Below are 20667 nucleotides of genomic sequence, written 5' to 3' on the forward strand. Positions count from 1 at the left end.
TGATGCGACCTTTATTTTTCTGGTGGCCTGTAGCCTTCAATTTCGACTTCTTTATCTTCAAACAAAAAGCCGACCATCTGCTCTTCAAGCATTTGCCTGTGCTCAGGATCCATCATATTAAGATGCTTTTCGTTGATTAGCATAGTTTGCTTATGCTGCCATTGCTGCCAAGCTTCTTTGGAGATGTTATTAAATATACGTTCACCAACTTCTCCTGGATACAGTTGAAAATCCAGTCCAGGCGCTTCCTTTTGTAACTTTTGACAAAATACCGTACGTGCCATGAGTATCTACCTCTTCAATTTTAATCGTGCACTCAATGAGAGTCAGCACCAGTGATAGCGTCAGTTTACCCTATTGCGGTTAATACTTTAACCAACTTTTTAGTCGGCGCAGCAAGCCCAACCTCTGGTGGATTATGAGTATCGAACCACAGCAACTGCTGATCATGCACACAATCCGGTATGCTTTTTACTTCTACAACCACGGGGGTAATAGTTAACTCAAAATGCGTAAAAATATGCACAAAGGGTTCAAGTGTATTTGTACATTCAAGTTTAAGTTCTTGCTGCTTAATAAACGCGTCTAACTCATTTCGCTCTGCGAACTCAAAAAAGCCGAATAACCCACCCCATATTCCACTGGAAGGGCGCTTCTCCATCAGCACTTTATCATCACATTTAATTATTAAGTGGTGAGTACGCTTTTTTGGTTTCTCTTTTTTGGGTTTAGGGTTCGGAAACTCTTTAACCCGATTATTTTTGAACGCTGAACATTCCTCAACAAGTGGGCAAACATCACAGTTTGGCTTACTTCTGGTACATACGCCTGAACCTAAATCCATCATAGCCTGATTAAACGCTCTTACATCACCGCTTGGCGTGACGGCATCACTCAAAGACCATAACTGATTTTCGACCTTTTTTACTCCGTACCAGCCCTCAACCATATAAAACCTAGCTAAGACCCGCTTAACATTACCATCGAGTATTGGATGATGCTGACCAAGCGCAAGAGAGAGTATCGCACCTGCGGTAGAGCGACCAATGCCCGGTAAGTCCATCACCGCTTCTAATGTTTGTGGGAATTTACCCTTATAACTATCTCTGATCACCTTTGCAGCTTTATGAAGATTTCTTGCTCTGGCGTAATAACCAAGCCCAGTCCAATGGTGTAACACTTCATCTTCCGGTGCATCGGCCAACGCAATTACCGTTGGGAAGCGCGCCATAAAGCGCTCAAAATAAGGAATAACTGTGGTTACTTGAGTCTGCTGTAACATCACCTCTGAAACCCATACTTTATACGGCGTTTTTCCGAGTTGCCACGGCAGTGTTTTTCTACCATGAAGGTGATACCAAGACACAACTTGCTCACCAAACCACTTAGCTTGTTGCTGGCTAACTTTCATAAACTTGACTAGTACTTGTTACAAAGCCGCCAGTGTAATCACAATCGCTTTAATAGTCACCACGTAAAGTTTCACTCTATACTTGTTTATTGCCAACTGAATGACGATAATATGCGACCATTTTCACGAGCATAGAAATGACCATGAACGAATCAAGCAAAAGTGCGCTCGAACAGGCGCAGGAAGAAGGCAAGTACATCAGAAAAGTGCGTAGCTTTGTTAAGCGTGAAGGACGTCTTACTAAAGGCCAAGCAGCATCGCTAGAAAAGTGCTGGCCAACAATGGGACTGGAACACCAACAAGGTTTGCTAGACTTTACTGAAGTATTTGGTAACAGCAATGATGTCGTTCTTGAGATTGGATTTGGTATGGGTAAGTCTCTCGTTGAGATGGCAAGAAATAACCCACAACAAAACTTTATTGGCATAGAAGTACACCGTCCAGGTGTAGGTGCCTGCTTGATGGATGCAGATGAACAAGGCATCACTAACTTACGTGTTTTTGAACATGATGCTGTTGAAATCTTAGCAGATTGTATCGCTGATGGCAGCCTTGCTAAATTACAGTTATTCTTCCCTGATCCGTGGCATAAAAAGCGTCACCACAAACGTCGCATTGTACAACTTGAGTTTGCTGAAAAAATACGCCAAAAGCTTAAAGTCGGTGGTGTGTTCCATATGGCAACTGACTGGGAAAACTATGCCGAGCATATGCTTGAAGTGATGAGTGCAGCACCTGGTTATAAAAACCAGTCGCAAAGCAATGACTATGTTCCTCGTCCAGACTTTAGACCGCTGACTAAGTTTGAGCAACGAGGCCATCGTTTAGGACATGGCGTTTGGGATTTAATGTTCAAGCGTATTAGCTAAACAACCCCGCTTTATAATGGAGCGGCTCAACAGGCTGCTTCATCGCCCATCTATTTGAGTACATTCACTAGGAGTTAGCGTTGCAGTTTACCAACCCGAGTTTATTACTACTTCGTAATGAAGAAGAGCTTATTGCCAACAATATTCTGGTTATTAACCATCAGCGCGATGGCTTCCTACGTGAATTAAAAGCGCTCAATCCAAGTTCGGCAATTCATGCGTTTAGTTTCGATTTTGCAGACCACCTTCACGCCGATAAAATCGCCGATGTTAAGAGTTATGTAGACCATCAACTACCGCAATTGCAAGATATTGATTTAGTTATTTATTATTACCCTAAATCAAAACCTGAAGCGCAAATGGTATTTGATAACATCCGCCACTTGAGCACGGCTGAAACTAGGTTACTCGTTGTTGGCGAAAACAAAAGTGGGGTTAAAAGTGCAGAAAAGCAACTTAAAGAGCACGCTGCACACTGTTATAAATTAGAAAGCGCAAAACACTGTATTTTATATGAGTTTGATCAGCTTACTACTAACCCAAATTTTGACGTAAGCCATTACATACAGACATTTTCAGTGCGTATCGCCAAGACCGAGTTCACCGCCGCGAGTTTGCCCGGTGTATTTAATCATGGGAAGCTCGACGCTGGGACTCAGCTATTACTGGAAAATGTCATCCTTCCCTATAAAGGCAAAGTGTTAGATTTTGGCTGTGGTGCCGGGCTTATCGCCTGCTACGCCTTATTGAACAGCCCAACACTTAAATTCACCTGTTTAGATGTCAATGCACTTGCGCTATATGCTACGCAGCAAACCTTGGCTTTGAACAACCTCGGTGCAACTTTGCTGCTTAGCGATGGTTTAAGTGAGCTAAACGGTAAATTCAACCTTATATTGAGCAACCCACCATTTCATACGGGCCTTTCAACAGACTATGATATCGCTGAACAATTTCTACATAACATCAAGCGTCATATGGATACCAAGTCTAATATTCAGTTGGTTGCAAATAGCTTCCTAAAATATCCTCCTATTTTAGAAGCTCAATTTGAACAGTTTGAAGTTGTCACTAAAAACACTAAATTTGCCATCTATAAAGCGCAGTAGTTTACTAGCTCTAAGGTTTACTTGCATATATCAAGTAAACCTTCACTCAAACCGACCTTTTATCTTTTCATTTTCAAAGATTTGCTCTACTTTATTATAATGAGTTACTGAATCTCAAAAGCTCTGTAGCCGCAGCCAAGGCTGATCATACAGCTGGAATAAGAATGAGTAAGCAATTAACAAAAACAAGCATTAGAAAAGTATTGATCAGCGCAGTGATGCTTGTAACTGCGCTGTGTCTCTCTTTATCCATTTCTATTTCCACTTACCTTGATGTAAAAGAACAAAAGCAATTAATCATCAATAAGATAGAGATGATAGCTGACATCGTTGCTTTTAATTCTCAGATCACTATTTTGTTCGATGATCGAAAGACCGAAGATGCACGCCTCAAATCTTTTCAGCAAGTAGACATAATTAAAAACATCCATATATATGCTATGGATGACGTAACCAACACCCCTGTATTTTTTACCAGTTACAACGCTAGTCGAACACCACCGGTACCGCTAAAAGTTAATCAAATAGAGGAGTTGAAGACCCCTAAGGTTTCAGAAGATTACATTGAACTAATCAAACCTGTTGTTTATGAAGGCAATATTGAAGGTTATGTGTATGTTCGCGGGGGTCTTGAGCGACTTTCTAACTATATTAATAAAAAAATACTGGTAGATATTGCACTCACCTTATTCGTCCTGCTCCTTGTATTGCTAGTTTCAAGAGGGATCCAAAAGCGTATAGCGACGCCAATTGAAGAACTCTCAACGCTATTGCAAGACGTTTCGAAGAACCATAATTACAGTGCAAGAGCTCCTGGCAGCAATATCGCAGAACTAAACGTGCTGGCGAATAATTTAAATATCATGTTAGCTCGCACCGAAAATCAACTAGAGCGTCATAAAGCTGACAAGCAAGAAATAAAACAACTCAATCAGAGCTTGGAGGAAAAAGTTAATCAACGCACAATTGCGCTAAGAGAGGCTAACCAAGAACTGCTGAACGCTTTAGAGCGTATGCATCAATATCAAAACCAAATCATCGAGAACGAAAAAATGGCTTCGCTGGGGCAGATGGTGGCTGGCGTTGCGCACGAGGTAAATACCCCTATCGGCTTGGGTATTACAGGATCTACGCTATTAAGAGATAAATTATCTGATATTCGCGAAGCGTTTCAAACAAAGTCTTTAACCTCCAAGCAGTTAGAGCGCTTTGTTAACGATGGAATTGAAAACCTTGATCTCATCTACCGCAACCTAAACCGAGCGGCTGAGTTGGTTTCTAGCTTTAAGCGCCTTGCCGTAAGCCAGGATCTAGAAGTGAACTCACGAATAGATTTGTCAAACCTGCTTACTGAAGTCGTAGCATCTATGCGAGCTGAACTCTCCACGAAACAGCCTGAAGTGACCATTGACTGTGACACTGGACTTGCCATCGAGAGTAAAGCAGGGCCATTACAACAAGTGCTAGAGCAGCTTATATCTAATTCCTTACTCCATGGCTTTAAAGACCAACAAAACAACAGCATTTCAATTACAGTAAAGTCATCAATGGGGCAACTCGCGATTGAATATGCAGACAACGGGATGGGTGTTCCCAAAGCAATTAAAAAGCGTATCTTCGATCCGTTTGTAACCACTCGTAGAGGTGAGGGTGGAAGCGGTCTAGGTATGCATTTAGTTTATAACTTAGTAACTCAAGCACTTGGGGGAACAATCACCTTAGATGAAGAATTTAGCCAAGGTGCCAAATTTATTATAACGCTCCCACTTTCAGGTGATCTAAAATGAGGTTGATTAATCTGACTATTTTGCTTTTATTTGTTTCCTTATATTCAGCTGCAAAATCCCCAGATCAGGTTCGCTCAGCTTTTCTCTATCAGATGGCAAAATTCGTCGAGTTTCCCGACGAAAACACAAAGTCCAGTTTCCAATTCTGTTTTTATTCTCTCGAATCAGGACCCGCTTCTGAACTAAAAAGTGCAACAAAGCTGAACGTGCGAGGAAAACCGATTAAACTCGTAGAAGCAAAAAAAACGTGGAGCTATAAGGAACTTTCCAGCGCTTGCGATATCACATACATTGATGAAACTAACGAAAATGATATACTGTCCGCTTGGACCGATACAATAGAGTCAAACATGTTGACCGTGGGCGAAAGTATTGAGTTTTTAGAAAGAGGCGGGATTGCTTCTTTGGTCCAAGAAGGGAGCAAAATTCGACTGTATATAAATAAGCAAGCCCTAGAAAAACAGTACTTCATCGTGCGCTCAAGGCTGCTTGCCGTATCCAAGTTTCATCCCAACTGATTTTACTTGTTAACAATTGGATAAGCTCCTATAATCGTAAATATTCGGATTTATTATATAAGTCCGGACACATTGTAAATTATATATTCCGAAAAGGTTAATTAATAATGCAAACGCCAGTCATTCTAATTGTAGAGGATGAAGACGTAACTCGACTGAACCTCGTTAGTTTATTTGAAGCGGAAGGTTACAAAGTAATCGAAGCCATTGATGGCGATGACATGCATGACAAGTTGACATCAAATGATGATGTAAACCTTGTAATCATGGATATCAACCTTCCTGGTAAAAATGGTTTAATTTTGGCGCGTGAATTACGCCAGAAGAAAAACATCGGCCTTATTTTCCTAACAGGTCGTGACAATGATGTTGACCGCATTCTTGGTCTTGAGATTGGTGCTGATGATTACATCACAAAACCATTTAACCCGCGTGAACTAACGATTCGTGCTCGCAACCTGATCTCTCGTACTGGCACGTCTGCAGAAGAGTCAACAATTGATAGCAACGGCGTTATTACTTTTAATGGTTGGGAGCTAGATGAAAACAGTCGCTGTTTAACATCCCCAACAGGTGATTCAAAGCGCCTACCAAAAGGTGAATATCGAGCACTCCGTCTAATGCTAGATTCTCCAGGCCGTATTTTTAGCCGTGAACAGCTTATCAAGCACATGACAGGTCGTGAACTTCGCGCAAATGACCGCACTGTTGACGTTACTATTCGTCGAATTCGTAAGCATTTCGAAACTGATAACAACACGCCTGAATTAATCAGTACAATTCACGGTGAAGGTTACCGTTTCATTGGTAAACTCGACGCTCAATAATCGTTTTTACTGATCTTCAGCGAGTTTTGCAATTAATGGATGAAGGGCTTCTTGCCCTTCTTCTATTTTAACCTCTAACTCAGATACCCAATCCAATAGTGTCGCTTCCTCTTTACCCTCTGACTCTAATTCCATTTTCTTTGCTTGTAATTGGGCAAGTTGCAACCCTACAGAGCCAGCAGCACCTTTAACTTTATGTGCAACCGCACCGTATTCCTCAATATCATTTTGTGCAACAGCCTCTCTGAGTTCTTGACAGTACTTAGGATTGAGCTTGGTAAATAGGTCACAGCTTCTTTGGAATGCAGCAGCCCCCATAGACTCAACAAAATCGCAAATGGTCTCTATATCTAAATCTGAGTATTCGGGCTGTGACAATGCTTCTCGAATATCAATGCTTTGTTTGTTTTTCTGTGCCTCAATTCCAAATAATTCTGCGAGCATTTTGTCGAGTTTAGTGGTATTTATTGGTTTGGCCAAAGCCCCCTGAACACTGATCCCCTCTAACTCCTGCTCAGCGCTTCTAACATTCGCGGTTAAGGCTACAATCGGTAAGTGATCGAAGTGACTGTCTTCTCTTATTTGACGCGCGACTACGTCACCATTTATATCTGGTAACTGCATATCCAATAGAATTAGGTCTAGCTCATCCTCAGTCTCAACAAATGAGAGTGCATCCTCGCCAGTTTCAGCCCAAATAACTTCATGTCCACGCTGCTCTAATAAGTTTGTCGCAATCTCCGCGTTTAACGGCACATCCTCAACAAGTAAAATGTACAAACTTCTACCAGCATAGCTCTGTTCTTTCGGTGCATTACATAGCTGTAATGGGATCTCAACATCAAAACGACTCCCCTTACCTTCTTGGCTAGTAACCGCTATCGTTCCTTTCATAGCCTGAACGAGAGCTTTAGTAACAGCAAGGCCAATTCCTGAACCAATTGCATTGCTACCAGATGCATCCGGAGCCTTGTAATACATTTCAAAGATCCGCTCAAGCTGATCTCCAGATATTCCCATACCAGTATCTATAACACTAATTGTCAGCCATGGCCCATCATCTCGATTCTCGCGGCGACATTCCAGCGTCACATTACCCTTGTGGGTAAACTTCACCGCATTATTAATTAGATTCCAGAGTACCTGACGCAAACGTGTCGGATCGAGTAATGCGTAAACGTCCAATATTCCAGAGCGATTGATAGTAAACTCTAGGCCCTTTTGATCAGCAATTAGGCCTGCAAAGTTGACCACATCATTTATAAAATCAGAGACATTGATACTGTCCGTTGCAATATCTAGCTGCTCCCTATCAATTTTATCTAGATCAATGATGTCGTTAAAAATATTGCCAAGCGTCTCCGCACTTGAAAACACAGTATTACACCAGCTTTTTTGTTGCGCCGTCAGATCAGTGTCTAACATCATGCGCGTCAGACCAACAATACCATTAAGCGGGGTTCTTAATTCATGACTTAGCGTAGCAATAAACTTTCCTTTATCCTTATACGCAGTTTCTAACGCCTGCTCAGCTTCTTTACGACTTGTAATATCACGGCCAAAGGCCAGCAAGCCTATATATTCGCCGTTATCGTTGATAAATGGCAGCTTACGCATTTCAAACCAACGAGACTCGCCTTCAACAGGATACTCAACGTCAAGTGTTAATGGTTGCTGTGTTTCTGATACCTGGCTATCTGTTTCTAGTACTTTTGGAAGGTATTGCTTTGAATATATCTGTTCGACTGACTTACCAATTAGTTCTTCACTGCTTTTGCCCATCACTAATTCGAACATCTTGTTACAACCTGCGAATACACCGTTTTCATCGCGGTAATAGAACAGATCAGGAGATGAATCAACAATACTCCGCAGCAACATACCTTGCTGCGCAAGTTCTTGTTGGGTCTTTTTACGTTCTGCAATTTCTTTTCTTAATTCATCTATCGCGCGGTGTTTAGCATGCAGAGCAATTTTACGCTCGTCAATCTCACTATTTAAACGATTAATATTGTCCTTTAGCGTTTGGTTCAGCATCTTTTCTTGTTGTGTTGCCGACTCCAAATAAGCCTTGGATGAATGTACCTCCCGCATTGCTGCGACGGACATCATGATGAGAGCGGGCGCAATAACAGCAGTTAAGAAAAAGAGTGCCGATATATCGACAATTTCAACTACACCTAATGCAACATAGTAAAACATGCAAGATAGAATAACTGCAACGAAGAGCGTAAAAGCATAAGCGATGGCAAACGCCCGCTTGTTGCCGTATTTTTCTACCAAGTTTGATAAAATTCGAGCCCATGAGCCAAACGAATTTTCTGTCATATTATTACTTCACCATTGTTAAACACTTGTCAGGCAAGTTTATATTCTACCGCTTGAGCCTGACTGAATTGCTTTTCAAGCCCTCAAAGTAAATATTATACAAAAGCCCTAGTAATAAGCGAGTATAGAAATTGCAGGGTCAGATCATTCAGTCAATTTCATGTACGCAAAGCAGAATGATAGATAACAGAAATGAGACTCTGTATCACTAAATGCACAAATCATCTAATTTAGTGCGGATAGATTTAAGCTCACCATCCCAACTTAATCTGATTTCGTGTAATATGCCCGTTTTTTAAGTCGTGAGAAAAGAGAACGTCGATGCAAAATAACATGCCAGACATTGCACACAGTGCTAGTGCGTTACAAACGGGAACTTTAGACTGGGTAGGCATGGGTAACATAGAGTTGCCTTTAGTATTAGAAAGCAAAGGCCTAAATCAAGTTACTGTTACAGCCAAAGCCGATGCTTTTGTTAATTTGCAAAAAGAAGACGCAAAAGGCATTCACATGTCACGCCTCTTTCTTGCTCTTGACACGCTTTCTTGTGAGCAAATACTTACACCAAAAACTCTAAAACAGTTGTTAGATAACTTTTTAAGTACGCATAACGACTTAAGTACAGGTGCAAAAGTAACACTACAGTTTGAATTGCCTATCAGACGCCCTTCGCTTTTAAGTAAAAAAATGGGATGGAAATCATACCCAATTACCCTTGATGCGACGTTGATAAACGGTATTTACAAGCTAGAACTGGCGCTTGACGTTGCTTACTCGTCTACTTGCCCCTGTTCAGCTGCACTGTCTCGTCAACTGATCCAAAACGCTTTCCAACAAGCTTTTGATGGTAAACAATTAGATTTCCATAGTGTGCATGACTGGCTAGGTAGCACAGAAGGGATCGTTGCAACCCCCCACTCTCAGCGCTCGATTGCAAATATAAAAGTTAAGCTCACAGATAATAGTAGTGAGTTTGAGATTTTAGATCTGATCGAATTGGTTGAAAACGAGTTAAAAACTCCTGTTCAAGCCGCAGTAAAACGAGAAGATGAACAAGAATTTGCGCGCCTTAACGGCCAAAACCTAATGTTTTGTGAAGATGCAGCGAGGAAGTTAAAAGCATTGCTAAACCAGCAAACTTATTTAGATTTCTACGTTAAAATCAACCATTACGAATCCCTTCACGCCCATGATGCTGTAGCTTATGCCGTGAAAGGGGTTGAAGACGGCTACAACGTTTAATTATAGCAATTGGTATTAGAGCCACTCCGTTGACTACTATTATTAATCAGAGCTAGATAGCTCTGATTAATCTCCTCCCATACACAACGAAGTAAGTGCTGTATTACCGTAAGTTATCCACTCAACGGTGGGCACGGTTTAATTTGCGAATAAACTGCTCGACGAGCACTTCTTGGTTTTCTAAAGCCTGCTCTGTATTTTTCATCGTTTCATGCGTCTTGCGCGCACTTTTCATAGACTCATCCGCAAGGCCTGAAATTGTCACTGCATTTGCGTTTAGCTCATTAGAAACACTCGACATCTCTTCTGTCGATGTCGCAATTTGATAGTTCAAACCTGATATTTCATTTACTATTGTGTTGATCGTTTCAAGGCTCACTTTAGTGCCTTCTGCCTTTACTACACATTCAGAAGAACGCTCTACTCCACTTTGAATTGCAGTAACTGCCCTCTCTGCTCGTTGCCTCAGATCGGCAATAATACCATTAATCTCGGTTGTCGAATCTTGTGTCCTTTGCGCAAGCGCCCTTACCTCATCAGCAACAACCGCAAACCCTCTGCCTTGTTCCCCTGCACGTGCAGCCTCGATAGCAGCATTTAAAGCGAGTAAGTTGGTTTGCTCGGAGATCCCACGGATCACATCAACAACCCCTTCGATGTTAACCGTTTGCGCATTAAGATCTTCTATGTCTTTTTGAGTGCGAGATAGCTCTTCCGATAAAGCATAATTATTCTCCATATTGTCATCAACGGCTTTGTTGCCTCTCACAACGGATTCAAGCGCCGCTTCGGATTGCTGCGCTGCATTGTTAGTATTAGAGGCTATTTCACCAATCGAAACAGACATCTGATTAATTGCTGTTGCTAAGGAGCCGGTTTGCGCTTGCTGTCGATTTAAAATATCAGAACTCGTTTTGCATTCTTGCATCGTTTTGGTTGCGTATTCTGAAACGGTGGCACTAGCATCTTTAACACGCCCAAGCACAGCCCGAAGCTCGGATTCTCTAGCGAGTAAAGCAAGCTCTATAGATGCAACATCATTAACCTTATTGAGATACACTTTTTGCATCAGAGGGTTATCGTATACTTTTTTTGCTTTTTCGCTGAGCGACCGCACTGGAGCAAGGCGAGAATAAGTAATAAATAAAACAGCAAGAGTAAGTAGAGTTTCAGCGAGGTAATTCCAAGGTGATGATAAAGCTGAGATCAACATGGTTAAGGCATAGAAAACAATTATTATTGCCATCATTTGAGCTGATAAGGACCAAGAGGCTCGAGTAAATTTACTTGGTGAAACACCATTATTTAAATCGGCATAGATGCTCTCTGCACGGTTGACAACTTCCCGGCTTGGCTTTGTCCTCACTGATTGATATTCGACAATCTTACCGGATGCATCTTTAATAGGAGTGACAAAAGCATTAACCCAATAGTGATCACCATTCTTGCAGCGGTTTTTAACCATTCCCATCCAAGGTTTACCCGCTTCAATATAATCCCATAGGTTCTTGAAAGCGGCTTTAGGCATTGTTGGATGCCTAACGATATTGTGAGGCTTCCCCTCTAACTCGCTAAGTGAAAACCCTGCAACTTCACAAAACTGCGAATTCGCATACTTTATCTGACCTTTTACGTTTGTCGTTGAAAGTAGATTGTAAGAACTTGGATAATCATTCTCTTTTCCTGTGTAATCAGCTCTACCTTTTGTCATAGCTCGCTCTCGATTAAAAAGGGCAATAATTAAAAAGGGCAATAGATAATAAATTATTACTTTCTTAAAAACCGTAAGAGATTTCACCAAAAGACTGATTGAGATCATAGTGAAATATGATTTGATACCAATTTACACAATTAAGTGTGCTATTTTGAAGGATCAAGTACTAAGACAAATTGGTATGAATGCTTAACGAACAACAGAAAGTTAATATAAAAGCTAGCAGAGTTCTGAACTTAAACAACTAAGAAAGGCAATATGAATATGATTAGAATAGAAGATGGAAAGTAAGTGGCGTCCCCTAGGGGATTCGAACCCCTGTTACCGCCGTGAAAGGGCGGTGTCCTAGGCCTCTAGACGAAGGGGACGCAGAATTTTTTTTGCAAATCACAGACTTGCTATTTCTGTGTCACTAGGACTTGATTTAGCGGTTTATACTCTTGCTAACCGAGTTACTTACTAATGTAAGTGGCGTCCCCTAGGGGATTCGAACCCCTGTTACCGCCGTGAAAGGGCGGTGTCCTAGGCCTCTAGACGAAGGGGACGCAGAATTTTTTGCAAATCACAGACTTGCTATTTCTGTGTCACTAGGACTTGATTTAGCGGTTTATACTCTTGCTAACCGAGTTACTTATCAAAGTAAGTGGCGTCCCCTAGGGGATTCGAACCCCTGTTACCGCCGTGAAAGGGCGGTGTCCTAGGCCTCTAGACGAAGGGGACGCAGAATTTTTGCAAATCAAAGACTTGCTATTTCTGTGTCACTAGGACTTGATTTAGCGGTTTATACTCTTGCTAACCGAGTTACTTATCAAAGTAAGTGGCGTCCCCTAGGGGATTCGAACCCCTGTTACCGCCGTGAAAGGGCGGTGTCCTAGGCCTCTAGACGAAGGGGACGCAGAATTTTTTTGCAAATCACAGACTTGCTATTTCTGTGTCACTAGGACTTGATTTAGCGGTTTATACTCTTGCTAACCGAGTTACTTACTAAAGTAAGTGGCGTCCCCTAGGGGATTCGAACCCCTGTTACCGCCGTGAAAGGGCGGTGTCCTAGGCCTCTAGACGAAGGGGACGCAGAATTTTTTGCAAATCACAGACTTGCTATTTCTGTGTCACTAGGACTTTATTTAGCGGTTTATTCTCTTGCTAACCGAGTTACTTACCAAAGTAAGTGGCGTCCCCTAGGGGATTCGAACCCCTGTTACCGCCGTGAAAGGGCGGTGTCCTAGGCCTCTAGACGAAGGGGACACAATATCAAACAACTTCGCACTCGAGGCGTTGCCATTTGAATTATGTACTAGGACATATGCACTAACGATAAATTGGTGGAGCTAGACGGGATCGAACCGTCGACCTCTTGCATGCCATGCAAGCGCTCTCCCAGCTGAGCTATAGCCCCATAATAGTCAGACCTGAACTGCTAGCCTGTATCGCTGAGTGCGGGGCGCATTCTATGCAGGAGCAAAAATAAAGTCAACAACTTTTATGAAAGTTTTTTCTAACTGATTCATTTTAAATCAAGAAGCGTAGAATATAACCAAACCACTTCCCTTTGCAAGCCTAACACCTTGAATTGGATTATTTATTACACAATTTAAAACGCATAGTTACCGAACCTCTGCCTTTTTGTTTTAAATCCAATTAGGCCAGAGTGATTTACGGCTCTTTTCTTATTCCGCATGGTATCCAACCCTGCTTAATTTTTCGCTATAACATGCAAAGCACAGCAACTTACTTTCCCCCAAAATAAGATGATTCTTGGACCAAAAATATAAGGCCCCTCACCTCTTCTATAATGAAGAGCTTAAAGCATTGAGCATAAAAACATCACACAGTATAGTTTTTTAAAGTTAAGTGTTGACTCTTTTCAAACTAAACCTATAATACCGCCCCACAACGGCAGACGTTGTAATACAATTTGGGTTGTTAGCTCAGTTGGGAGAGCATCGCCCTTACAAGGCGAGGGTCACTGGTTCAAGTCCAGTACAACCCACCACTTCTACTCTTAGATTAGAATTGGACATTAAACTCTATTCAAGAGTATAAATTGAAACACAATTTGGGTTGTTAGCTCAGTTGGGAGAGCATCGCCCTTACAAGGCGAGGGTCACTGGTTCAAGTCCAGTACAACCCACCACTTTATTCTTTATTAGATAGAGTGGTTGATGCAAAGCATCGCACTAAGCCTGAGCAAGGCGAGGGTCACTGGTTCAAGTCCAGTACAACCCACCACTTTATTTTTTATTAGATAGAGTGGTCGATGCAAAGCATCGCACTAAGCCTGTTCAAGGCAAGGGTCACTGGTTCAAGTCCAGTACAACCCACCATAACTCTGTTCAAGAGTATAAATTGAAACACAATTTGGGTTGTTAGCTCAGTTGGGAGAGCATCGCCCTTACAAGGCGAGGGTCACTGGTTCAAGTCCAGTACAACCCACCACTTTATTCTTTATTAGATAGAGTGGTCGATGTAAAGCATCGCACTAAGCCTGTTCAAGGCAAGGGTCACTGGTTCAAGTCCAGTACAACCCACCATAACTCTATTCAAGAGTATAAATTGAAACACAATTTGGGTTGTTAGCTCAGTTGGGAGAGCATCGCCCTTACAAGGCGAGGGTCACTGGTTCAAGTCCAGTACAACCCACCACTTTATCCTTTATTAGATGGAGTGGTCGATGTAAAGCATCGCACTAAGCCTGTTCAAGGCAAGGGTCACTGGTTAAGTCCAGTACAACCCACCATAACTCTATTCAAGAGTATAAATTGAAACACAATTTGGGTTGTTAGCTCAGTTGGGAGAGCATCGCCCTTACAAGGCGAGGGTCACTGGTTCAAGTCCAGTACAACCCACCACTTTATCCTTTATTAGATGGAGTGGTCGATGCAAAGCATCGCACTAAGCCTGTTCAAGGCAAGGGTCACTGGTTTAAGTCGAGTACAACCCACCATAACTCTATTCAAGAGTATAAATTGAAACACAATTCGGGTTGTTAGCTCAGTTGGGAGAGCATCGCCCTTACAAGGCGAGGGTCACTGGTTCAAGTCCAGTACAACCCACCACTTTATTTTCTAGATAGAGTGGTCTATGCAAAACATCGCACTAAGGCTAAAGTCACAGCTTTAAATCCATTACACCACTTCACTTTCCGTACAGTCGTTATTACTTATCACATACTCAAACAGCACATCAAACTGAATAAACTTAAACCTGCCATAAAGTCCATAGAAACAACCTCGTTTTTCTCATTTACTAACTAATTAGATACTCTACTCAGCCTCCCAAATTTTGGTTATACCCTTAACTATTTTGACACTAACCTCAGTAAATAGTTGGGACAAGCTAAATAGACTAACCTACTAAAAATGAGTTAATTTTTGTTTTCAAAACTACACCTAAGTACTAGACTAGAAGCAAAGCCATTGTCTAAAAATTGTTTCTATGTCAGCTCCATCTATTCAAAATGCCAAAATGTTAATCGTTGAAGATCAACCATTAGCATTGAGCTATATGAAACAATCTTTAGAACAGTTAGATTTCAGAAATTTAAAATTTGCAGAAAGTGCAGACAGTGCAAAAGAGCTTTGCACTATCAATAAGTTTGATCTCATCGTATGCTCTTTTGGTTTAGCAAAAAAGCAAAATGGCTATCAATTTTATGAAGAGTTACGGTCCAAACAGTTAATTCGCTCAAGTACCGCTTTTATTTTTATTTCTTCTGAAACTAGCCCCGAGTTAGTCCATAGTATTATCGAACTCCAACCCGATGACTTTTTAGTTAAGCCCTTTTCAATAAAAGAACTACAAAACCGTATAGAACGAGTTTTAAAGCGTAAACAGGCTTTAAGGCATATAAACTTGCTTGTAGACGATAAGAACTATTCAAAGGCCTTAAAAGCGCTAGATCTAGAACTAGACAACAAAGATCATAACTACACTTCCCTACTCCTAAAGCTAAAAGGAGAACTTCTACTCAGACTCAATCAATTAGAAGAAGCAAAGTCTTTTTACAAGTCGGTTTTGGCTCTGCAAAAGTTTACATGGGCAAAGCTAGGCTTGGTCGAGGCGCTCATTACCAACAATGAAGATGTTATTGCTCAGAAGATGTTGAAAACCTTAATAGAGCGACCGGAAACTCGTCTTCCTGCGCTCGATTTATTGAGCAAACTCGAAATAAAACTAAACCAATATGAGAATGCCCAACAATTGTTAGAGCAAGCAATTGAGATGGCACCCAGAAACATAAATAGGCAACAGTCACTTGGTCGAGTTGCGCAAATTAATCACGACTATGAAGCCAGCTATAAAGCGCATAAAGATATCGCAAGTTTCGCGCGCTACTCGATCCATGACAAACCAGAAGTGTATTTGAACGCCGCACGAGCAGGAATAGACTTTGCCTTGAGTACCGATCAATCAGACCAAGTCACTCGTCTCACAAGGCAAACGCAACAATACCTGAGTGATTTAAAACAGCAATTTCCAAACGCGCAAACTCAAGCGCAAATCGATGTCCTCAACGCCCGCGTCCATTATCTAAAAGATGAGCATAAAAAAGCGAAACAACTGCTAGAACAGTTAGAAGATGAACCCGTTATTCGCTCGGTAGATTCCACTTTAGACAAAGCAAAAGCACTACATGAGGTGGGATTAAACCACAAAGCTCAGGAGCTATTTAGTCAAGTTATTGCACACTGTGAACGCCATAACTCAAGCGCAGATCCCATCACAATGCACTATCTATATCAGCAGCAGCAAGAGAAAAAAGAGATCACCATGGGCCCAAGAGAGCTCAATAATCATGCGGTCACACAGTTTAACAAAGGACAATATGAAACCGCTTTGGAGGCATTCACTCAAGCATTTAGAATTATGCCTAAAAACTCAGGAATAGCGCTAAATTTACTGCAATGTATGAGTGATAGTTGTGCTAAGTCAGGAAGTACTTTTAATTCCAATTTAGCAAAGCGTTGTACTACCTTGCTAAATCAGTCTGAGTTGGATAGTGAACAGCAGATCCGCTACGGTAAACTCAAAGCTAAACTACATGAAATGAAACTCGACTTTGAGTAATCACTTGTTTTATCGCAATTGAGCTATTTCTTTTCCATTGCAAGGGCATTAACACAATAACGCAGTCCACTTGGTTCAGGGCCATCAGGGAATACGTGACCTAAGTGGCTATCACACACGTTACAAGTGATTTCGATGCGCGTCATTCCATGGCTCTTATCGCCATGATACGCCACCACTTCCACTGCTGCAGGCTGTGTAAACGAGGGCCAACCAGAGCCACTATCAAACTTTTCTTCGGCATCGAATAACAGCTCGCCACAGCATACGCAGTAGTATTTACCAGGTTCAAAAAGCTGACAACTTTGTGAACTAAACGGTCGCTCGGTCCCCTTTTTCCGAGTGATCATGTAAGTTTCTGGAGCAAGCTCTGATTGCCATTGCTGGTCCGATTTATCAACTCTGCGAGGAGCAACAGGATTACCATTTCTGGCAAAGTTTAGTATATCTAACCACTTTAACATCTCAATTCTCTCTCTTGTTTACTTCTGTCTTTTGCTCTTCAACAGGAAGTGGCCAATCGCCAAAAAAGCAGCTTAGATAGCGACTTTTAATTAAATATAAAAGTACCCAACTCACCAATACAATTTGTACGGCAATATAAGGAGAAAAACTATAATGGGTTTTCCCAGCTTGCAGGATCAACCACGCCAAATCGAGTACTGCTGTTAATATAAGTGGCAAACGCATATAACGCCAGACGGCTGCGAGCTTTGAAGAGCTTGTTGGCCGCCGAAGAGAAAACACAACGGTTGGTATGAGCGCGATACAAGCGATCCCTGTCGCGACAAAAAAGTGAAACTTAGACTCAAAAAATAGCGACATCAAATCCAAGTCAGGGCGTCTCGCAAGTGCGGAAAACACCCAAATAAGCAACGGGCGGAGCAACACAACCAGCGCTAAATTAAAAGCGATTGGTGTACGATAAACGCCATATTTATCCCAGTATTCAGGGCCGTATCGTGTTACTGATTTCATTTTACTACTCGTATTTGTTTAACAGTGCGATCAGCGCCTCTTCATCGAACACCTCAACACCTAGCTCTTGTGCCTTAGTGAGCTTAGAGCCTGCTTTTTCGCCGGCATAAACTGCATCCGTATTTTTCGACACACTACCCGCGACCTTAGCGCCAAGCGCTTGCAATCTCGCTTTAGCATCGTTGCGGTTCAGTTGGCTCAAGGTTCCAGTCAACACATAAGTTAGCCCTGCTAAAGGCTGTGCATCCTCTGACGGTGCTGCCACATCTTGCCAAGTTACACCCACTTCAATCAATGCAGTTACCACTTCTTGATTGTGCTGCTCGGCAAAAAAGCTATGGATGTGCTGTGCAACAACAACACCAACATCACTTACTTGCTGTAGAGTATCAATGGAGGCGGCCATCACTTTTTCAAGCGTCAGGAAGTGATTTGCCAAGTTTTGTGCTGTCGCTTCACCGACTTCTCTGATCCCAAGCGAATACAAAAATTTGGCTAACGTTGTTTGCTTTGCTTCTTCAAGTGCCGCAACCAAGTTTTTAGCAGACTTAGGTCCCATACGTTCAAGAGACTCAAAATGCCCTTGTCTTAAGGTAAACAGATCGGCAGGGGTTTTGATTAGCTCGCGCTCAACTAACTGCTCAACTATTTTGTCGCCAAGGCCATCTATGTCGAGGGCCTTTCTCGATGCAAAGTGCTTAATTGCTTCTTTACGTTGTGCACGGCACACTAAACCGCCAGTACAACGCGCAACCGCTTCTCCTTCAACGCGTTCAACATGAGAATCACACACCGGACAAGTATCTGGGAACTCAATCTCTTTGGCATCATCTGGACGCCTATCTAACACGACCTGAGTTACCTGAGGGATCACATCCCCAGCTCGGCGTACAATAACGGTATCACCAATCTTTACACCTAAACGCGCAATTTCATCACCATTATGAAGCGTGGCATTCGATACCGTAACACCACCAACAAAAACAGGCTCTAAGCGTGCGACGGGCGTGATCGCCCCAGTACGACCGACCTGAAACTCAACATCAAGCAGCTGAGTGATCTCTTCTTGTGCAGGGAACTTAAATGCAATCGCCCAGCGCGGCGCACGAGCAACAAAACCAAGCTGCTCTTGCTGCGCTTTATCATTCACTTTGATCACTACGCCATCAATTTCATAGGGAAGCTCAGCACGGCGCGTCATGATATCTTGATAATAAGCCAAAGCTTGCTGTGCATTATCGACAAGCTTTGTCTCAGGGCTCATTGGCAAGCCCCAACCTTGTAATTGCTGTAGCTGCGCATAGTGCTCGTTGGCCAGCTCACCGCCTTCAACTAAACCCATAGAATAAGCATAAAACATCAATGGACGCTTAGCGGTAATTTTTGAGTCTAATTGGCGCAGACTTCCCGCTGCCGCATTCCTTGGGTTTGCAAAGGTCTTATCACCTTTCGCTTGTGCCGTTTCATTTAGCTTAATGAAACCCGCAGTATCCATAAAAACTTCACCACGCACTTCTACTTCATGCGGAATATGTTCTCCACGCAGTTTCAGCGGAATATTGCGAATGGTTTTGACGTTCTCAGTGATGTTTTCCCCAACTTGACCATCTCCCCTTGTCGCCGCTTGAACGAGCACACCATCACGATACAAAATAGACACAGCCAAGCCATCGAGCTTTGGTTCACAGCAAAAAGTAACATCTTTACTTGTCAATAGGCGCTCTTTTAAACGGCGATTAAATGCCGTAAATTCACTTTCGTCGAAGGCATTATCGAGCGACAACATAGGTACTCTGTGTGTTACTTGCTCAAACTTGCTAAGCGCTTCACCACCCACTTTCTGCGATGGGGAATCCGGACTTTGTAACTCAGGATGCTGCTGCTCAAGCACCATCAACTGGCGCATTACACGATCATATTCCGCATCAGGCACACTTGGGTTATCTAGAACATAATATTGGTAATTGTAATCTTCGAGTTGCTGCCTAAGAGCTGCAACTTGGCTTTCAATGTTGTCTGACATTTAAACCTCTAAACGTAAAAAGCCACCAGCGGATGCCAGTGGCTTAAAAATAATTCTAAGTAGCGATTAAGCGGCGAATTCACGCACTTTTTCAACATAACCACGCACGGCTTCAACCGTTAACGGCTCGCGGTCTTTATCAAGTACGGTTGCACCAAACTCTTCAGCTAGTTTTTTCGATGCACTGTGAAGCATATTAAATGCAGCCAAGTTATCGCCTTCACAAGGTAAGGTCATAAATAGGCTAATGCCAGCGGTGCTAAATTGTTCCATGTTATCGATATCAAACGTACCTGGGTTGTACATGTTTACCAATCTAAATAACACAGGACCGTTTCCGGACGGCTCTAAATGGCGATTGAAGAAGCCCTCATCAGAATATTTAAATCCAAGGCTTAACACGGTTGGTAACAACCTTGAACCTGCCATTTTCAGGCCTTCAGGCATGTCAACGTGAAGAATAATAAAGTCTTGTGGCTCTAATGCACTCTCTTCAGGCTCAGCCTCTTCAGATCCACTGCTCTCGGTTTGCACCTCAGTTTCAGGCTCTTCCGTCGCTATAATGCCCTCAGTCGCAGGCTCGTCATCCACCGCACTAAAGGTCATCTCTCCAATTTCAGGTTCGTCAGGCTCTTTATCATGATTCGGCGTTTGCTCTTTGAGTTCATTGGGCTCCTTTTTTGAAGCTTTATCGCTGTTCTTCTTACGAACAGACCAAAGTCCATGTATGAGTAACCCGCCTATGACCAACGCACTGATCACGATTAATGCCCATCTTAACTCTGTGGCCATTG

The 20667-nt window shown here is 42.4% G+C and carries 15 protein-coding genes and 13 tRNA genes; 13 read left to right on the forward strand and 15 right to left on the reverse strand.

What is annotated here, in order from left to right:
- Positions 1-11: 11 nt before the first annotated feature.
- Positions 12-284 carry an oxidative damage protection protein gene (locus GSF13_RS21040; protein ID WP_010379401.1) on the reverse strand — a complete coding sequence of 91 codons (273 nt, stop codon included), beginning with the start codon at positions 282-284 and terminating at the stop codon, positions 12-14.
- A gap of 65 nt (positions 285-349) precedes the next feature.
- Positions 350-1411, reverse strand: coding sequence for an A/G-specific adenine glycosylase (gene mutY, locus GSF13_RS21045; protein ID WP_174169735.1), 1062 nt, complete (start codon positions 1409-1411; stop codon positions 350-352).
- Positions 1412-1554: 143 nt separating this feature from the next.
- Here mutY and trmB point away from each other — a divergent pair, with 143 nt between their 5' ends.
- The 5 genes from trmB to arcA all read left to right on the forward strand — a co-directional run bounded on the left by trmB (position 1555) and on the right by arcA (position 6521).
- Positions 1555-2280: a tRNA (guanosine(46)-N7)-methyltransferase TrmB gene (gene trmB, locus GSF13_RS21050; RefSeq protein ID WP_174169734.1), complete on the forward strand. Its 726-nt coding sequence runs from the start codon at positions 1555-1557 to the stop codon at positions 2278-2280.
- Between the two features lie 80 nt (positions 2281-2360).
- The gene (locus tag GSF13_RS21055; RefSeq protein ID WP_174169733.1) at positions 2361-3389 is read left to right on the forward strand and encodes a methyltransferase; all 1029 of its coding nucleotides are present in this window, start codon (positions 2361-2363) and stop codon (positions 3387-3389) included.
- A 164-nt stretch (positions 3390-3553) separates the two neighbouring features.
- The gene (locus GSF13_RS21060) at positions 3554-5176 is read left to right on the forward strand and encodes a HAMP domain-containing sensor histidine kinase (protein WP_010607598.1); all 1623 of its coding nucleotides are present in this window, start codon (positions 3554-3556) and stop codon (positions 5174-5176) included.
- Positions 5173-5694: a YfiR family protein gene (locus tag GSF13_RS21065; RefSeq protein WP_010607597.1), complete on the forward strand. Its 522-nt coding sequence runs from the start codon at positions 5173-5175 to the stop codon at positions 5692-5694. The genes GSF13_RS21060 and GSF13_RS21065 overlap by 4 nt, the downstream gene beginning before the upstream one ends.
- Before the next feature lie 107 nt (positions 5695-5801).
- Positions 5802-6521 carry a two-component system response regulator ArcA gene (gene arcA, locus GSF13_RS21070; RefSeq protein WP_010379411.1) on the forward strand — a complete coding sequence of 240 codons (720 nt, stop codon included), beginning with the start codon at positions 5802-5804 and terminating at the stop codon, positions 6519-6521.
- Between the two features lie 6 nt (positions 6522-6527).
- Here the strand turns inward: arcA and arcB are convergent, their stop codons facing one another.
- The gene (gene arcB / locus GSF13_RS21075; protein WP_010607596.1) at positions 6528-8849 is read right to left on the reverse strand and encodes an aerobic respiration two-component sensor histidine kinase ArcB; all 2322 of its coding nucleotides are present in this window, start codon (positions 8847-8849) and stop codon (positions 6528-6530) included.
- Between the two features lie 321 nt (positions 8850-9170).
- On the opposite strand from arcB, the gene folE2 reads away from it, so the two are divergent.
- On the forward strand, positions 9171-10091 hold the full coding sequence (gene folE2, locus GSF13_RS21080) for a GTP cyclohydrolase FolE2 (RefSeq protein ID WP_102057492.1): 921 nt from the start codon (positions 9171-9173) through the stop codon (positions 10089-10091).
- Positions 10092-10212: 121 nt separating this feature from the next.
- On the opposite strand, the gene GSF13_RS21085 is transcribed toward folE2, so the two are convergent.
- From GSF13_RS21085 to GSF13_RS21120, 8 genes are all read right to left on the reverse strand, one after another.
- Positions 10213-11802 carry a PAS domain-containing methyl-accepting chemotaxis protein gene (locus GSF13_RS21085; protein WP_174169731.1) on the reverse strand — a complete coding sequence of 530 codons (1590 nt, stop codon included), beginning with the start codon at positions 11800-11802 and terminating at the stop codon, positions 10213-10215.
- A 295-nt stretch (positions 11803-12097) separates the two neighbouring features.
- A tRNA-Glu gene (locus tag GSF13_RS21090) sits at positions 12098-12173 on the reverse strand.
- 101 nt (positions 12174-12274) lie between these two features.
- A tRNA-Glu gene (locus GSF13_RS21095) sits at positions 12275-12350 on the reverse strand.
- Positions 12351-12449: 99 nt separating this feature from the next.
- Positions 12450-12525: transfer RNA gene (locus GSF13_RS21100), tRNA-Glu, on the reverse strand.
- 98 nt (positions 12526-12623) lie between these two features.
- Positions 12624-12699 (reverse strand) — tRNA-Glu (locus tag GSF13_RS21105).
- Positions 12700-12799: 100 nt separating this feature from the next.
- Positions 12800-12875: transfer RNA gene (locus GSF13_RS21110), tRNA-Glu, on the reverse strand.
- 99 nt (positions 12876-12974) lie between these two features.
- Positions 12975-13050: transfer RNA gene (locus tag GSF13_RS21115), tRNA-Glu, on the reverse strand.
- 75 nt (positions 13051-13125) lie between these two features.
- Positions 13126-13201 (reverse strand) — tRNA-Ala (locus GSF13_RS21120).
- Positions 13202-13722: 521 nt separating this feature from the next.
- Between GSF13_RS21120 and GSF13_RS21125 the strand changes: the two genes are divergently transcribed.
- The 7 genes from GSF13_RS21125 to GSF13_RS21155 all read left to right on the forward strand — a co-directional run bounded on the left by GSF13_RS21125 (position 13723) and on the right by GSF13_RS21155 (position 16872).
- Positions 13723-13798: transfer RNA gene (locus GSF13_RS21125), tRNA-Val, on the forward strand.
- Between the two features lie 65 nt (positions 13799-13863).
- Positions 13864-13939 (forward strand) — tRNA-Val (locus GSF13_RS21130).
- Positions 13940-14165: 226 nt separating this feature from the next.
- Positions 14166-14241: transfer RNA gene (locus GSF13_RS21135), tRNA-Val, on the forward strand.
- Positions 14242-14372: 131 nt separating this feature from the next.
- Positions 14373-14448: transfer RNA gene (locus tag GSF13_RS21140), tRNA-Val, on the forward strand.
- A 130-nt stretch (positions 14449-14578) separates the two neighbouring features.
- Positions 14579-14654, forward strand: a tRNA-Val gene (locus GSF13_RS21145).
- Positions 14655-14785: 131 nt separating this feature from the next.
- Positions 14786-14861, forward strand: a tRNA-Val gene (locus GSF13_RS21150).
- 379 nt (positions 14862-15240) lie between these two features.
- Entirely contained in the window at positions 15241-16872 is a 1632-nt protein-coding gene (locus GSF13_RS21155; RefSeq protein WP_010607591.1) for a response regulator, read from the forward strand.
- Between the two features lie 23 nt (positions 16873-16895).
- Here the strand turns inward: GSF13_RS21155 and msrB are convergent, their stop codons facing one another.
- The 4 genes from msrB to zipA all read right to left on the reverse strand — a co-directional run bounded on the left by msrB (position 16896) and on the right by zipA (position 20665).
- Positions 16896-17336, reverse strand: a complete 441-nt coding sequence (gene msrB / locus GSF13_RS21160) for a peptide-methionine (R)-S-oxide reductase MsrB (RefSeq protein WP_174169730.1) — start codon at positions 17334-17336, stop codon at positions 16896-16898.
- A gap of 1 nt (position 17337) precedes the next feature.
- A complete protein-coding gene (locus tag GSF13_RS21165; RefSeq protein WP_206473052.1) occupies positions 17338-17850 on the reverse strand; it encodes a DUF2919 domain-containing protein in 513 nt (170 codons plus the stop codon).
- A 4-nt stretch (positions 17851-17854) separates the two neighbouring features.
- A complete protein-coding gene (gene ligA, locus GSF13_RS21170; protein WP_211866995.1) occupies positions 17855-19873 on the reverse strand; it encodes an NAD-dependent DNA ligase LigA in 2019 nt (672 codons plus the stop codon).
- Between the two features lie 66 nt (positions 19874-19939).
- The gene (zipA, locus tag GSF13_RS21175) at positions 19940-20665 is read right to left on the reverse strand and encodes a cell division protein ZipA (protein WP_211866997.1); all 726 of its coding nucleotides are present in this window, start codon (positions 20663-20665) and stop codon (positions 19940-19942) included.
- Positions 20666-20667 lie beyond the last annotated feature (2 nt).

The organism is Pseudoalteromonas sp. M8, assembly GCF_018141365.1.
Lineage (GTDB): Bacteria > Pseudomonadota > Gammaproteobacteria > Enterobacterales > Alteromonadaceae > Pseudoalteromonas.

Bases quoted from the DNA above. Each gene is read 5' to 3' on its own strand.
- GSF13_RS21040 (WP_010379401.1), bottom strand. From the start codon at position 284: ATGGCACGTACGGTATTTTGTCAAAAGTTACAAAAGGAAGCGCCTGGA.
- mutY (WP_174169735.1), bottom strand. From the start codon at position 1,411: ATGAAAGTTAGCCAGCAACAAGCTAAGTGGTTTGGTGAGCAAGTTGTG.
- trmB (WP_174169734.1), top strand. From the start codon at position 1,555: ATGAACGAATCAAGCAAAAGTGCGCTCGAACAGGCGCAGGAAGAAGGC.
- GSF13_RS21060 (WP_010607598.1), top strand. From the start codon at position 3,554: ATGAGTAAGCAATTAACAAAAACAAGCATTAGAAAAGTATTGATCAGC.
- GSF13_RS21065 (WP_010607597.1), top strand. From the start codon at position 5,173: ATGAGGTTGATTAATCTGACTATTTTGCTTTTATTTGTTTCCTTATAT.
- arcA (WP_010379411.1), top strand. From the start codon at position 5,802: ATGCAAACGCCAGTCATTCTAATTGTAGAGGATGAAGACGTAACTCGA.
- arcB (WP_010607596.1), bottom strand. From the start codon at position 8,849: ATGACAGAAAATTCGTTTGGCTCATGGGCTCGAATTTTATCAAACTTG.
- folE2 (WP_102057492.1), top strand. From the start codon at position 9,171: ATGCAAAATAACATGCCAGACATTGCACACAGTGCTAGTGCGTTACAA.
- GSF13_RS21085 (WP_174169731.1), bottom strand. From the start codon at position 11,802: ATGACAAAAGGTAGAGCTGATTACACAGGAAAAGAGAATGATTATCCA.
- GSF13_RS21155 (WP_010607591.1), top strand. From the start codon at position 15,241: ATGTCAGCTCCATCTATTCAAAATGCCAAAATGTTAATCGTTGAAGAT.
- msrB (WP_174169730.1), bottom strand. From the start codon at position 17,336: ATGTTAAAGTGGTTAGATATACTAAACTTTGCCAGAAATGGTAATCCT.
- GSF13_RS21165 (WP_206473052.1), bottom strand. From the start codon at position 17,850: ATGAAATCAGTAACACGATACGGCCCTGAATACTGGGATAAATATGGC.
- ligA (WP_211866995.1), bottom strand. From the start codon at position 19,873: ATGTCAGACAACATTGAAAGCCAAGTTGCAGCTCTTAGGCAGCAACTC.
- zipA (WP_211866997.1), bottom strand. From the start codon at position 20,665: ATGGCCACAGAGTTAAGATGGGCATTAATCGTGATCAGTGCGTTGGTC.